Raw genomic sequence first — 14,410 nt, 5'->3', positions numbered from 1 at the left:
GTCGTTACAGTGAGCGCCATGGTCCACGCCCCCGCCGCGGAGCTCTGCTCCTTCGTCGACGCCTCGCCGACCCCGTTCCACGTCTGCGCCACCGTGCTGGCCGAACTGGAGGGGGCGGGCTACCGCCAGGTCGACGAGCGCGACCCGTGGCCGACCGAGCCGGGCCGCTACGTGGTCGTCCGCGGCGGCTCGCTGATCGCCTTCTCGACCGTCGGGTCCACGTCGCCGTCCGACCCGTTCCGCGTCGTCGGCGGCCACACCGACAGCCCGAACCTGCGGCTCAAGCAGCACCACGACCGGCGCCCCGAGGGGCTGGGCGTCGTCGCGCTCGAGCCGTACGGCGGTGCGTGGACGCACTCCTGGATGGACCGCGACCTCGGCGTGGCCGGACGCCTGGCGCTGCGCGACGGCCGGGTCGAGCTCGTCCGCGTCGACGAGCCCGTCCTGCGCGTGCCGCAGCTGGCCATCCACCTCTCCGACGACCGCAAGGGCGTGCAGCCCGACCCGCAGCGCCACCTGGACGCGCTCTGGACGGTCTCGCCGCAGGGCGGCTTCCTGTCGTGGCTGGCCGCCCAGGCCGGCGTCGACGCCGACGAGGTGCTCGGCTTCGACCTCATGGCCCACGACGTCACCCCCAGCCGGCTGGTCGGCGCGCGCCAGGACCTGGTGTCGGCGCCCCGGCTCGACAACCAGGGCACCTGCTTCGCCGGCACCCGCGCGCTGCTCGGCGCTCCGGACGTCGAGGGCGTCCGCCAGGTGCTGGCGCTGTTCGACCACGAGGAGGTCGGCAGCACGTCCGAGCGCGGCGCCTTCTCGGACTTCCTCACCGGCGTCCTGGAGCGCATCGTGCTCGCCGCGGGCGGCACGCGCGACGACCTCCACCGCGCGATCGCCGGCTCGCTGTGCGCCTCGGGCGACATGGCGCACGCGACGCACCCGAACCGTCCCGAGCGGCACGAGCCGCTGCACCACGTCGACCTCGGCGGGGGACCGGTGCTCAAGGTCAACCAGAACCTGCGCTACGCCACCGACGCGGTGGGCACGGCGGCCTTCGCGCTGGCCTGCGAGCAGGCCGACGTCCCGCTGCAGCGGTACGTGCACCGGGCCGACCTTCCGTGCGGCTCGACCATCGGCCCGCTGAGCGCCTCGCGCACCGGCATGACGACCGTCGACGTCGGCGCCGCACAGCTCGCGATGCACTCGGTGCGCGAGACGATGGCCGCCGCGGACGTGCCGCTCTACGCCGAGGCGCTGTCCGCTTTCCTGGCTCCGCAGGACTGACGGCGCGCCTGCATTGAGGTAACGGGGCCCCGTCGCGTAGGATCGACGGGCGCCGTGTGCCTGCGTGCCCTCGAAGGGAGCAGGTCGCGCTCGTGCCCGTGTCGGGCGATTCTCTCGACAAGCTCACGAAAACAGGTCGCGACGCACCCGGTTCGACTACATCCATCCATCGGAGCATCTCCTATATGACGAGCAGCATCGCACCTTCTGCGGCCCCGCAGGTTGCGGTCAACGACATCGGCAACGAGGAAGACTTCCTCGCCGCCATCGACAAGACCATCAAGTACTTCAACGACGGCGACATCGTCGACGGCACGATCGTCAAGGTCGACCGTGACGAGGTCCTCCTCGACATCGGCTACAAGACCGAGGGCGTCATCCCCTCGCGTGAGCTGTCGATCAAGCACGACGTGGACCCCTCCGAGGTCGTCGCTGTCGGCGACTCCGTCGAGGCCCTCGTCCTCCAGAAGGAGGACAAGGAAGGCCGCCTGATCCTGTCCAAGAAGCGTGCGCAGTACGAGCGCGCCTGGGGCGACATCGAGAAGATCAAGGCGGAGGACGGCGTCGTCGAGGGCACCGTCATCGAGGTCGTCAAGGGCGGCCTCATCATGGACATCGGTCTTCGTGGCTTCCTGCCGGCCTCGCTCGTCGAGATGCGTCGCGTCCGCGACCTCGACCCGTACATCGGCCAGAAGCTCGAGGCCAAGATCATCGAGCTCGACAAGAACCGCAACAACGTGGTCCTGTCGCGCCGTGCCTGGCTCGAGCAGACGCAGTCGGCCGTCCGCCAGAACTTCCTGACCGAGCTCCAGAAGGGCCAGGTCCGCAAGGGCGTCATCTCCTCGATCGTCAACTTCGGTGCGTTCGTGGACCTCGGTGGCGTCGACGGACTCGTCCACGTCTCGGAGCTGTCCTGGAAGCACATCGACCACCCGAACGAGGTCGTGCAGGTCGGCGACGAGGTCACGGTCGAGGTGCTGGACGTCGACATGGACCGCGAGCGCGTCTCGCTGTCGCTGAAGGCGACCCAGGAGGATCCGTGGCAGCACTTCGCCCGGACCCACCAGATCGGTCAGATCGTCCCGGGCAAGGTCACCAAGCTCGTCCCGTTCGGTGCGTTCGTGCGCGTCGAGGACGGCATCGAGGGCCTCGTGCACATCTCCGAGCTGGCCGAGCGCCACGTCGAGATCCCCGAGCAGGTCGTGCAGATCAACGACAAGGTCATGGTCAAGATCATCGACATCGACCTCGAGCGTCGTCGCATCTCGCTGTCGCTCAAGCAGGCGAACGAGACCGAGGTCGCGCTGGACGACGACCAGTTCGATCCCACGCTGTACGGCATGACCTCCTCGTACGACGAGCAGGGCAACTACATGTACCCCGAGGGCTTCGATCCGGAGACCGGCGAGTGGCAGGAGGGCTTCGAAGAGGCCCGCGCCACGTGGGAGAAGCAGTACGCCGAGGCGCACGAGCGCTGGGAGGCGCACAAGCGTCAGATCGCGGACGCCGAGAAGGCCAACCGCGAGGCGGCCGAGACCAGCAACTACAGCTCCGAGCCGGCCGCGCCGGCCGAGGGCTCGCTGGCCTCGGACGAGGCGCTGCAGGCCCTGCGCGAGAAGCTGACCGGCGGCGAGTGATCGCCCCGGCCGCCTAGCGCAGCCGCACGCACGAGGCCCCCGACCATCTGGTCGGGGGCCTCGTCGTTGTCGGGGCTGGGCGTCATCGGGGCGGCCCCCACGGGCCGGTGACGTCCTGCCAGTGGCTGCGGGGAGCGGGACGGGTGCCGTATCCGTCGTGGTCGACGACGACGATGCTGAGCGCGATCACCAGCACCGCCGCGAGCAGGAGCAGTAGAATCATCATGGCAGTAATTCTTCGCCCCACGAGATGCTGCCACCAGTGGCGGGATTGCCATGGTTCGTCGACATCCTGCCAACGATGTGCGAGGCTGGTCACATGCGCAAGGTCGTCGTCATCGTCCAGGACCACGCCGAGCCGTTCGGGCTCGGCTCGCTCGTCGAGGTGTGGGACGAGCCGTACCACCCCGAGGACGACAACCCGCAGTTCGACTTCAGCATCGCCACCCCGCGCCCGGGCGTCGTGAAGGGCCGCTCGGGCTTCGACCTGGTGGTCGAGCACGGTCTGGACGTCATCGAGGGCGCCGACCTGGTCGCCGTGGCGCCGCACCACGACTTCCTCGACCACGACCCGGCCGTCCTCGAGGCGGTCCGCAGCGCGCACGCCGCCGGCGCGATGATCTTCGGTCACTGCTCGGCCGCGTTCACGCTCGGCGCGGCCGGGCTGCTCGACGGCCGCTGCTGCACGACCCACTGGCGCTACGGTGAACGGCTCGCCGCGATGTATCCCGAGGCCGACGTGTGCACCGACGTGCTCTACGTCGAGGACGAGGGCGTGCTGACCGGGGCGGGAGCCGCCGCCGGCATCGACGCCTCGCTGCACCTCATGCGCCGCTGGTACGGCGCGCGCACCGCCGCCACCACGGCCCGCCGCATCGTCGTCCCGCCGCACCGCGACGGCGGCCAGGCCCAGTTCGTGAAGTCGCCGGTCCGCCCGACGCCGGCCGAGACGCTGGCGCCGCTGCTGGAGGCCGTGCGCGAGCGGCTCGACGAGCAGCTCACCATCGACCAGATGGCGCGTGAGGCCCACATGTCGCCGCGCACGTTCGCGCGCCGGTTCAAGGACGAGACCGGCACGACGCCGCTGCAGTGGGTGACAGGGGAGCGGATCGCGCTGGCCCAGGAGCTGCTGGAGCAGACCGCCGAGCCGGTCGAGTCCGTCGCCGCCCGGGTGGGGTTCGGCAACGCCGCGACCCTGCGGCACCACTTCTCCGCCGCGGTCGGCCTCTCGCCGCAGGCCTACCGCAAGCGCTTCAGCTGCGTGGACGACGCCTGTGCCGACGGCGTCGTGGCGTGAGTCCGCTCACCACCCCCGCGGGACGTCCGCCGAGATCGTCCTGACGCGTGATTTTGCTCGCGAGGTGTGCTTGACTCGGTCCGGTTCGTTCCGTCCCCGACCGTCCTGCAGGTGATGCTCCCGTGGCTTCCCCCGGCCACCGTCGACGCCGTCGAGCACCCCTCGGCGAGCGCGTGCTCCGCACCGCGCTGCCCGGAGTGGGCGCCGCTGCCCTTGCGATGAGCACCGTCGCCGTCGTGACCGCGCCCGACCGCGCGGACGACCCGCCGGCCACGACCGCCGCCGCGTCCGTGGGCCGCACGCTGGCCGACCAGTCGAGCCCGGCCGCCACGACCGCCGCGCCGCCCGTCTCGCGCAGCACCGACGTGCGCCCGCCGCTCACCGAGAGCCGCACCGTGCAGGTGCGGGGCAAGCGCTTCGTCGTCACGGCGCTGGACGTGCGCATCGGCCCGTTCAAGGACGCCGCGGTCGTCGGCGAGGTGACCAAGGGCAAGACGGTCGCCGTCACCGGCCGACGCGACGGCCGCTACGCCGAGGTCGTGTACCAGGGCGCCCGGCGCTGGGTGCGGGTCGACTACCTCTCCACCAGCAAGCCCAAGCCGAAGCCGAAGGTCGAGCCGATCGGCACGGCGCCGTGCGCCACCGGCTCGGACGTCGAGCAGGGCCTGCAGCAGAACACGATCGACGTGCACCGCGCCGTGTGCGCCCGCTACCCGCAGATCCAGGTCTACGGCGGCATCCGCGGCGACGGCATGCACAGCCAGGGCCGTGCGCTCGACATCATGGTCAGCAGCGACCTGGGCACCGAGATCGCCGAGTGGCTGCAGGACCACGCCGCCGAGCTGGGCGTCACCGAGCTCATCTGGCGCCAGCGCATCTGGACCACCGAGCGCGCCGGCGACGGCTGGCGCTCCATGGAGGACCGCGGCTCCGCCACGGCCAACCACATGGACCACGTGCACGTCACCACAGGGGGCTGAGTGCGGCTCGGACTGACCGGCGGCATCGGCTCGGGCAAGAGCACCGCCAGCACCCGGCTGCGCGAGCTCGGCGCGACGGTGCTCGACTACGACCAGCTCGCCCGCGACGTCGTCGAGCCCGGCTCCGCCGGCCTGGCCGCGATCGCCGACCGGTTCGGCGCGGAGATCCTGCGCGCCGACGGGACGCTGGACCGTCCGGCCCTCGGCGCGATCGTGTTCGCCGACCCGGCCGCCCTCAAGGACCTCGAGGGCATCACGCACCCGGCCATCCGCGAGCGCGCCGCGCTGCTCGAGCGCGAGGCCGGTCCGGACGCCGTCGTCGTCCACGACAACGCGCTGCTGGTCGACATGGGCGCCCACCGGGCCATGGACACCGTGGTCGTGGTCGACGTGCCGGTCGAGACGCAGGTGCAGCGCCTCGTGGAGCGCCGCGGGCTCACCGAGGCCGACGCGCGGGCGCGCATCGGCGCGCAGCTGAGCCGCGAGGAGCGGCTGGCCGCGGCCGATCACGTCCTGGACAACTCCGGCACGCCGGACGACCTGCGGGCCGCCGTCGACGCGCTGTGGGAGACGCTGGCTCGCTCCTGAGCCCCATCGAGCACGTCCCCGGGCCGACTCGGGAGCGTCGTCGTGCGTCCCTTCGACGAGCTCGGGGAGCGTCGTGCGTGCGTCCCTTCGACAAGCTCAGGGACCGGTGCCGTCGACGCTCGGGGAGCGGTGCCGCGGCGGTGGGCTCCGGACGCACCAGGGCCCCGCGACCGTCGGGGGAGTCGGTCAGCGGGGCCCTGATGGGTCTGGGTGCGTCAGGCGGCCAGGTCCGGGTCGGCGATGCGGCGCAGCGTGGTGAGCGACTCGCGCTCGAGCTGGCGCACGCGCTCGGCGGAGATGCCGTGACGCTTGCCGATGTCGGCCAGCTTGTGCTGACGTCCGTCGAGCAGGCCGTAGCGCGCCCGGATGATGTCGGCCTCGCGCGGTGCGAGGTGCTCCGCGATGAGGGACGACAGCCGGTCGCTGGCCTCGACGTCGAGCACCTGGTTGTCCGGGCCCGGCGCGGTCTCGCGGGCGATCAGGTCGCCCAGCGAGGTGTCGCCGTCCTCGTCCACCGGGGTGTCGAGGCTGACGTGGTCACGGCCCCAGGACAGCAGGTCGATGACGCGCTCGACGGTCATGCCGAGCTCGTGCGCGATCTCGGCCGGCTCGGGGTCGTAGCCGAGCTGGCGCTCGAGCGTGCGACGTGCGCCGGTGACCTGGTTGAGCTCCTCGACCACGTGCACGGGCAGCCGCACGACGCGGGCCTGCTGCGCGATGCCGCGGGTGATCGCCTGGCGCACCCACCACGTCGCGTACGTGGAGAACTTGAAGCCCTTGGCGTAGTCGAACTTCTCGACCGCGCGGATCAGGCCGGTGTTGCCCTCCTGGACCAGGTCCAGCATGGGCATCTGGGCGCGGCCGTACTTGCGCGCGATGGAGACGACCAGGCGCAGGTTGGCCTGCGTGAACTCCTCCTGGGCGCGCTCGCCCTCGGCGACCATCCACTCCAGCTCCTCGGCGGTGGCCGACTTCGGGGCGCCGCCCTTGCGGCGTCCGACGCGGCCGGTCTCGAGCAGGTGCTGGGCGAAGAGGCCGGCCTCGATCGCCTTGGCCAGCTCGACCTCGCGCGCCGCGTCCAGCAACGGGGTGCGCGCGATCTCGGCCAGGTACATGCCGACGCTGTCCTTGCCCTCGACCTCAGTGCTCGTGCTCGCCATCAAATCTTCACCACTCTCGTCCGGTTTGCTCCGTCCAGTACCGTCAACGGACTCCCCGGGCGAATGATTCCGCTCTCAGGCGCTTCTTAGCCGTGGTGTGACGCGATCCGCTCCAGCTCGGCCCGCAGCAGGGCCCGGGCCCACGTGACGTCCTCGCCGGGCTCCTGCGACAGCAGGTGCAGCGCCAGGCCGTCGAGCAGGGCGTGCAGCCGGCGGACGGTGGACTCGTCGTCACGGCCGCCGAGCCGCTCGACCGCCTGCCGGCAGAGCAGGGCGATGCCCGCGGCGGCCTCGTCGCGGATCGCCGCCAGCCGGGGGAGCGCCGGCGCCTCCGCGACCAGCGCGAGGTTCACCTCCATCTCCGCGCGCCGGGTCGCGTCGAGGGGGAGCAGCTCCTCGAGGACCGCCAGGGCGTGGGCGAGCGGGTCGCCGTCCTGCGGCACGGCGCGGACGCGCTCGGCGGCCCGCTGGACGATCAGCTCGGCGGAGAACTCCAGCAGCTCGGCGCGCGTGGGGAAGACGTGTCGCAGCGAGCCGACGGCGACGCCGGCCTCGTGGGCGACGGTGCGGACGGAGACGGCCCCCACACCCTGCGTGAGGACGACGTGCCAGACCGCCCGGGCGAGCTGGGCGCGGCGGGCGTCGACGTCGAGACGGGGTGGCACGTCGGCAACGTAGCACGGTCGTGCTACGTTCGTTGTGGCACGACCGTGCTACAACGTGGAAGGCGGAGAGATGGACCTGATCCTGGCCGTGATCGTGGCCTGCGAGGTGGGCTTCTGGGTGCTGATCGGCGCGGGGCTGGTGGCCCGGTACGTGCTGCGGGCGCCCCGGCTGGGGCTCGTCCTGCTGGCGCTCACGCCCGTCGTCGACCTCGTCCTGCTCGCCGCCACCGTGGTGGACCTGCGGCACGGCGCGACCGCGAGCGTCGCGCACGGCCTGGCCGCGGTCTACCTCGGCTTCTCGCTGGCCTACGGCCACGCGATGATCCGCTGGGCCGACGTCCGGTTCGCGCACCGCTTCGCCGGTGGACCGGCGCCGGTCAAGCGGTACGGGGTGGCCTACGCACGTCAGTGCTGGACCGACGTGGTGCGCAGCGCGTCGGCGGCCGCGGTGGCGTCCGGCCTGCTGCTGCTGCTCGAGCGCCTGGTGGACGACCCGTCGCGCACGGACGCGCTGCGCGGCATCTACCCCGTGCTCGGCGTCGTGCTGGCCGTGGAGCTGGTGTGGGCGGTGTCGTACAGCCTGTGGCCGCGCCGGGAACCGGCGCGACCCTGACCTGGGCCGACCGTCAGGCGTCCTGCGTGGCGGTGTCGATGATCCAGGCCAGCTCCCACGCCCGCTCGTGCCAGGACGCGTACCGGCCGCTGACGCCGCCGTGGCCGGCGTTCATCTCGGTCTTGAGCAGGATCGGCCGCTCGGAGCGCGCCGTGGCCCGCAGCCGGGCCACCCACTTGGCCGGCTCGACGTAGAGCACGCGGGTGTCGTTGAGGCTCGTGACCGCGCAGATGGCCGGGTAGGCGTGCTCGCCGACGTTCTCGTAGGGCGCGTAGGACTTCATGTACGCGTAGACCTCGGGGTCGTCCAGCGGGTTGCCCCACTCGTCCCACTCGATGACGGTCAGCGGCAGCGACGGGTCGAGGATCGTCGTGAGGTTGTCGACGAACGGCACCTCGGCCAGGATGCCGCGGAACGCCTGCGGGGCGAGGTTGGCCACGGCGCCCATCAGCAACCCGCCGGCGCTGCCACCCTCGGCGACGAGGCGGTCCGGGCTCGTCCAGCCCTCGGCGACCAGCTGCTCGGCGGCGGCCACGAAGTCGGTGAAGGTGTTGCGCTTGGTCAGCGTCTTGCCCTCGTCGTACCAGCGGCGGCCCATCTCGCCGCCGCCGCGGACGTGCGCGACGGCGAAGACGAAGCCGCGGTCGAGCAGCGACAACCGGCTGATCGAGAACGCCGGGTCGATGCTGATCTCGTACGAACCGTAGCCGTAGAGCAGCGCCGGGGCGGTGCCGTCGCGCGGGGTGTCGCGGCGGGCGACGACCGAGACCGGCACCTGCGTGCCGTCCGGCGCGGTCGCCCACGTGCGGTGCTGCTCGTACTGGCTCGCGTCGTACCCGCCGCGGACGACGACCTGCTTGCGCAGGTGCCGCTCGCCGGTCTCGACGTCGTAGTCGTACACCGACGGCGGGGTGACGAACGAGGCGTAGCCGACGCGGACGAGCCGCTGGTCCCACTCGGCGTTCGCGCCGACGCCGGTGCTCGAGAGCTCCTCGCCGAAGTCGATCTCGGTGAGCGGGCCGAACCCGTCGTCGGTCAGGCGCATGATCGCGACCCGGGGCAGGGCGTCGCGGCGGTAGGACACGAGCACCTGGCGCTGGAAGACGTCCACGTCCTCGAGCCGCACCTCGTCGCTCCCGGGGATGACCACGGTGCGCTCCTGCGGCGCGTCGACGGGGACGCTGACCAGCTCGAAGTCCGGGGCGCCCTCGTTGTGCAGGACCAGGAAGACGTCCTCGCCCCCGACGACCGCGTGCTCGAGGGAGTACTCGACGCCCTCGCGGCGGGGCCACACGACGCGCGGCTCGCCCTCGGGGTCGTCCGCGGGCAGGACCCGCACCTCGCTGGTGATCTTCGACGAGGCGGCCACGACGATCCACTGCTCGGAGTGGGTCATGCCCACGCCGGCGAAGAACCGCTCGTCGGTCTCCTCGTGCACCAGGACGTCCGCGCCGGTCGAGCCGAGGGCGTGCCGCCACACGCGGTGGGGACGCCAGGCGTCGTCCACGGTCGTGTAGAAGAGGTGGGTGCCGCGGCCGGACCAGGTGACGCCCGCGGACGCGCCGGTGATCTCGTCGCCCAGCAGCTCGCCGGTGCGCAGGTCCTTGACCCGGATCGTGTAGCGCTCGTCGCCCTCGACGTCGACCGAGTACGCCAGCAGGTGCCCGTCGGGGGACACGGTGAACGCACCGAGCGAGAAGAACTCGTGCCCCTCGGCCTCGACGTTGGAGTCGAGCAGCACCTGCTCGCCGTCGATCGGCTGGGTCGGGTCGAGCTCGGGCGGGGTCCAGTCGTCGGGGTCGGCCAGCGGGCAGCGGCAGCGCAGCGCGTACTCCTGGCCCTCGACGGTGCGCGAGTAGTACCACCAGCCGTCGTGCCGGGTGGGCACCGACAGGTCGGTCTCCTGGGTGCGTCCCTTGATCTCCTCGAAGATCGTCTGGCGCAGGTCGGCCTGGTGCTCGGTCTGCGCCTCGGTGTACGCGTTCTCGGCCTGGAGGTAGGCGAGCGTGTCGGGGGAGTCCTTGTCGCGCAGCCACTCGTAGTCGTCGACGAACACGTCGCCGTGGTGCGTGCGGGTGGTGGGGACGACCTTCGCGACGGGGGCCTCCGACGTCATGCCGTCACCTCCGTGGGAAGAGCACGGTACGGAGGTACCGGCACGACGGGCCCGATGGTCGCTCGCTGGCGCTCGCTCATGAGGCGAAGGTACCCGGGGCCTCCGTCGTGTCCGGGCCGCGGTGCCCGGCGTGAAGCGCCGGGTCGTCCGCGCGGAACGTGTGCACGGGCCCGGGCGGGGTGTGGCGGGTCTCGAAGCGGACGGTCACGCGGCCGAGCCCGGCGCCCCACACCCAGCCGTCGCCGTGCTCGTCGTGCGAGGCGTCCATGCCCGGGTACCAGCGCGGCACCTCCGGCTCGTACGCCTCCGGGACGTCGTCGTCGGGCTCCTCCGGCGCGCTGGCGCCGAACAGGTCGTCCTGCACCCAGTCGGCCAGTCCGCTGACCCCGACGCCGAGCAGGCGCAGCCCGCCGCCGAGGTCGGTCTGGGCGAGCAGGGCGCGGGCGGTGTCGGCGAGCAGGGCGGCGCTGTCGGTGGGACCGGCGAGGGTGGTGGAGCGGGTGTGGGTCTCGAAGTCGTGGTGGCGCACCTTGAGCGTCACCGTGCGTCCGGAGAGGCCGTGCGACGCGAGCCGCGCGGCCACGCGCCGGGCCATCCGCTCGGCCACGAGCTGAAGCTGCGCCCGGTCGGTCACGTCGGTCTCGAAGGTGTCCTCGACGCTCACCGACTTGGTCTCGCGCTCGGCCACCACCGGGCGGGCGTCGTCGGCGCGCGCGAGCCGGTACAGCGAGGTGCCGGACGCGTTGCCGAGCAGCCGGGCCAGCTCGTCCTGCGAGGGGCCGTGCAGCTCCTCGACGGTCGTGATGCCGACCCGGCGCAGCCGCTCGGCGGTCGCGGGGCCGACGCCGGGGATCGCGGTGACCTGCATGGGCCCGAGCAGCTCCTGCTCGCTGCCTGGCGCGACGACGAACGACCCGGCGGGCTTCTCCAGCTCGCTGGCGATCTTGGCCATGAGCTTGCTGGACGCGACGCCGACGGACGCGGTGAGGCCGCCGGTCAGGCGCTCGACGTCGGCGCGCAGCCGCTCGACCTGGTCGCGCACTCGAGCGGGGTCGAAGTCGTCGCCCGCGGCCAGGTCGACGAACGCCTCGTCCAGCGACAGCGGCTCGACGAGCGGCGACTCCTCGCGCAGGCGGTCCATGACGATGCGGCTCGCCTCGCGGTAGGCGTCGAAGCGGCCGCCCAGGAACGCGGCGTGCGGGCACCGGGCGCGCGCCTCGGTGGTGCGCATCGCCGAGCGGACGCCGTGCACACGGGCCTCATAGGACGCGGTGGAGACGACACCACGCGGCCCGATGCCGCCGACGACGACCGGCTTGCCGCGCAGCGAGGGCTTGTCGCGCTGCTCGACCGAGGCGAAGAACGCGTCGAGGTCGAGGTGCATGATCGACGCCTCCGCCCGCATGGCGTCCATCCTGCCCGAGCCCGCGGACGTCCACAGACGGGCGGTGGTCCGGTGCCGTCCACAGCGCTGCGAGCCGACGGCCGGGGGAGTCGGTCCCCGCGGACAGCGTGGACGCATGACCCCACGCCACGTCTGCCACGACGTCCCCGACATCCTCGACCTGCTGCCGGCCCTGTTCGGCTTCGTCCCGCACGAGTCGCTGGTCGTGGTCGCGACCCACGGCGAGCGAGTCCGGTTCGGCTTCCGCCTGCGGCTCGACCTGCCGGCCGCGCCGGACGTCGACGCCGCGGCCCGGGTGGTCGCTCACCACCTGCGCCAGGCGGAGCCGGACGGCCTCGTGCTCGTCACCGTCACCGAGGGCGACGGGTACGTGGCCGACACGCTGTGCGACGCGGTGGCCGACCTGCTCGACCCCGTGCCCGTCGTCGTCGCGGCGCGCACCGACGGTCGCAGCCGCTACTGGCTGCCCGGCGGGCCGGACGAGGGCACCGCGTACGTGCCGCGCACGAGCCCGGCCACCGCGGCCGCGGTCCTGGACGGTCGCGAGATCCTGCCGTCGCGTGACGCGCTCGTGGCCCGGTACGCGCCCGCGACCGGGCGGCGTCGCGCCGCCGCCGAAGCCGCGACGGAGGTGGCGCTGGACGAGCTCGTCGAGGCCCGGCGCACCCCCGGCCCGCCGTCGCTGGCCGAGCGCGGACGCCGGGTGGTCGACGAGGTCCGTCGGACGTTCCTGCGCACCGGCTTCGTGCCGGGCGACGCCACGCTGGTGCGGCTCGGGGTCTGGACCGCCGTGCCGGAGGTGCGCGACCACGCGTGGTGGGGGCTCAGCCGCGACGACGCCGCCGTGCACCTGCGGCTCTGGACGGCGGCCGCCCCGCTCGCGCTCGAGCCGTTCGACGCGCACGTCCTGGCCGTGGCCGGGTTCCTGGCGTGGCGCAGCGGCGACGGAGCTGCGGCGCTGGTGGCCACCGACCGCGCCCTCGCGGCCTCACCCGTGCAGTCGCTGGCGCGCACCGTCCACGAGCTGCTCGTCGCCGGGGTGCCGCCGAGCCGCTGGGACGAGCTGCTGGCCACCGAAGGAGGCCGCTCTCGCACGGACGGGAACGCCTCCAGCCCCTAGGGTGAGCGGCATGGGACGCGACGTCGAGGACCGCGAGTTCACCCGCGAGGACCGCACCCGCTACCGCGCCAAGGTGCGCCGGTGCCTGGACGTGCTGGCCCGCATGCTCACCACCCACGACTTCTCGGTCAACGTGCCGCACATCGGCATCGAGATCGAGTTCAACCTGGTCGACGACGACGGACGTCCGGCGTTGCGCAACCAGGAGGCGCTGGACGCCATCGCCGACGAGGACTTCCAGACCGAGCTCGGCCTGTTCAACGTCGAGATCAACGTCCCGCCGCGGCCGTTGACCGGCGACGGGCTGGCGGTGCTCGAGGAGGACCTGCGCGGCGACCTCAACGGAGCGCAGGGCAAGGCGGCGACGATCGGCACCCACCTGCTGATGATCGGCATCCTGCCCACCCTGGACGAGTCGCACATGACGACCGAGGCGATCTCGCCCAACCCGCGCTACAAGCTGCTGTCGGACGAGATCCTCAAGGCCCGGGGCGAGGACATCGCCATCTCCATCGACGGTGTCGACCGGCTGGAGACGACGACCGACACGATCATGCCCGAGGCCGCCTGCACCAGCACCCAGCTCCACCTGCAGGTCGAGCCCGACGACTTCGCGCCGGCGTGGAACGCGTCGCAGGCCATCGCCGGCGTCCAGCTCGCGCTCGGGGCGAACTCGCCGCTGCTGCTCGGCCGCCAGCTCTGGCACGAGACGCGCATCGCGCTGTTCGATCAGTCCACCGACACCCGCAGCGACGAGCTGAAGGCCCAGGGCGTCCGGCCGCGGGTCTGGTTCGGCGAGAAGTGGATCACCTCGGTGTTCGACCTGTTCGAGGAGAACGTCAAGTACTTCCCGGCGCTGCTCCCGATCGTCGAGGACGAGGACCCGGTGGCCGAGGTCGAGGCCGGCCGCATCCCGTCGCTGGCCGAGCTCAACCTGCACAACGGCACGATCTACCGCTGGAACCGGCCGATCTACGACGTCTCGGACGGCTTCCCGCACCTGCGCGTGGAGAACCGCGTCCTGCCGGCCGGACCGACCGTCGTCGACACCTTGGCCAACGCCGCGCTCTACTACGGCCTGGTCCGGGCGCTCGTCCGTGCCGAGCGTCCGCTGTGGTCGCAGCTGTCGTTCCAGGCGGCCGAGGAGAACTTCTACGCCGGCGCCCGCGAGGGCATCGACGCGCAGCTGTTCTGGCCCGGCCTGGGCACCGTCCCGGCCACCGAGCTCGTCCTGCGCCGGCTGCTGCCGATGGCCCACGAGGGCCTGCGGGGCGCCGGTGTCGACGACGGCCTGCGCGAGCGCCTGCTGGGCGTCGTCGAGCAGCGCTGCCTCACCGGCCGCAACGGCGCCACCTGGCTGATCGAGGAGTTCGGACGCCGCCGCCGGTCCGGCGAGGACCGTGCCGAGGCCCTCCGGGCGACGACGAAGGCCTACCAGGAGCGCATGCACGCGAACGAGCCCGTGCACTCCTGGGGCCACGACTGAGCGATCCGCCTGCCCTCGCAGGCATCCTCCGACCTGGCACATGAGAGTTTGCTGAGACGTGC

Annotated in this window: 13 protein-coding genes; 8 read left to right on the top strand and 5 right to left on the bottom strand. The window is 72.5% G+C overall.

Translation table 11 applies throughout. The features are described 5' to 3' along the window. The first annotated feature begins 18 nt into the window (after positions 1-18). Together E0W78_RS02885 and rpsA are read left to right on the top strand one after the other, a co-directional pair. Positions 19-1,281: a M18 family aminopeptidase gene (locus E0W78_RS02885; RefSeq protein ID WP_131402337.1), complete on the top strand. Its 1,263-nt coding sequence runs from the start codon at positions 19-21 to the stop codon at positions 1,279-1,281. 185 nt (positions 1,282-1,466) lie between these two features. Then, the gene (gene rpsA / locus E0W78_RS02880; RefSeq protein WP_131402336.1) at positions 1,467-2,918 is read left to right on the top strand and encodes a 30S ribosomal protein S1; all 1,452 of its coding nucleotides are present in this window, start codon (positions 1,467-1,469) and stop codon (positions 2,916-2,918) included. A gap of 82 nt (positions 2,919-3,000) precedes the next feature. Here the strand turns inward: rpsA and E0W78_RS16415 are convergent, their stop codons facing one another. Next, complete coding sequence (locus E0W78_RS16415) at positions 3,001-3,144, bottom strand: hypothetical protein (protein ID WP_165570380.1); 144 nt, start codon at positions 3,142-3,144, stop codon at positions 3,001-3,003. Positions 3,145-3,237: 93 nt separating this feature from the next. On the opposite strand from E0W78_RS16415, the gene E0W78_RS02875 reads away from it, so the two are divergent. The 3 genes from E0W78_RS02875 (at position 3,238) to coaE (ending at position 5,783) form a co-directional block, all read left to right on the top strand. Beyond that, positions 3,238-4,215, top strand: a complete 978-nt coding sequence (locus tag E0W78_RS02875; protein ID WP_131402335.1) for a helix-turn-helix domain-containing protein — start codon at positions 3,238-3,240, stop codon at positions 4,213-4,215. 236 nt (positions 4,216-4,451) lie between these two features. After that, complete coding sequence (locus E0W78_RS02870) at positions 4,452-5,195, top strand: SH3 domain-containing protein (RefSeq protein ID WP_131402334.1); 744 nt, start codon at positions 4,452-4,454, stop codon at positions 5,193-5,195. Beyond that, entirely contained in the window at positions 5,196-5,783 is a 588-nt protein-coding gene (gene coaE / locus E0W78_RS02865) for a dephospho-CoA kinase (RefSeq protein WP_131402333.1), read from the top strand. It abuts the gene before it with no gap. A gap of 215 nt (positions 5,784-5,998) precedes the next feature. On the opposite strand, the gene E0W78_RS02860 is transcribed toward coaE, so the two are convergent. Both E0W78_RS02860 and E0W78_RS02855 read right to left on the bottom strand, forming a co-directional pair. Further along, entirely contained in the window at positions 5,999-6,943 is a 945-nt protein-coding gene (locus E0W78_RS02860; RefSeq protein WP_131402332.1) for a sigma-70 family RNA polymerase sigma factor, read from the bottom strand. Positions 6,944-7,029: 86 nt separating this feature from the next. Next, on the bottom strand, positions 7,030-7,608 hold the full coding sequence (locus tag E0W78_RS02855) for a TetR family transcriptional regulator C-terminal domain-containing protein (protein WP_131402331.1): 579 nt from the start codon (positions 7,606-7,608) through the stop codon (positions 7,030-7,032). 70 nt (positions 7,609-7,678) lie between these two features. On the opposite strand from E0W78_RS02855, the gene E0W78_RS02850 reads away from it, so the two are divergent. Next, complete coding sequence (locus E0W78_RS02850) at positions 7,679-8,221, top strand: hypothetical protein (protein ID WP_207392601.1); 543 nt, start codon at positions 7,679-7,681, stop codon at positions 8,219-8,221. 13 nt (positions 8,222-8,234) lie between these two features. Here the strand turns inward: E0W78_RS02850 and E0W78_RS02845 are convergent, their stop codons facing one another. After that, complete coding sequence (locus E0W78_RS02845) at positions 8,235-10,337, bottom strand: S9 family peptidase (protein ID WP_131402330.1); 2,103 nt, start codon at positions 10,335-10,337, stop codon at positions 8,235-8,237. A 76-nt stretch (positions 10,338-10,413) separates the two neighbouring features. Further along, positions 10,414-11,742 carry a DNA polymerase IV gene (locus tag E0W78_RS02840; protein ID WP_131402329.1) on the bottom strand — a complete coding sequence of 443 codons (1,329 nt, stop codon included), beginning with the start codon at positions 11,740-11,742 and terminating at the stop codon, positions 10,414-10,416. Between the two features lie 115 nt (positions 11,743-11,857). Between E0W78_RS02840 and E0W78_RS02835 the strand changes: the two genes are divergently transcribed. Beyond that, positions 11,858-12,862, top strand: a complete 1,005-nt coding sequence (locus E0W78_RS02835; protein WP_165570379.1) for a DUF4192 domain-containing protein — start codon at positions 11,858-11,860, stop codon at positions 12,860-12,862. 10 nt (positions 12,863-12,872) lie between these two features. Then, positions 12,873-14,348 (top strand): glutamate-cysteine ligase family protein, encoded by a 1,476-nt coding sequence (locus tag E0W78_RS02830; protein ID WP_131402327.1) that lies wholly within the window; start codon positions 12,873-12,875, stop codon positions 14,346-14,348. Positions 14,349-14,410: the final 62 nt, after the last annotated feature.

The organism is Aeromicrobium sp. IC_218 (assembly GCF_004336805.1).
Lineage (GTDB): Bacteria > Actinomycetota > Actinomycetes > Propionibacteriales > Nocardioidaceae > Aeromicrobium.
This window is presented reverse-complemented; position numbering and strand designations above follow the sequence as displayed.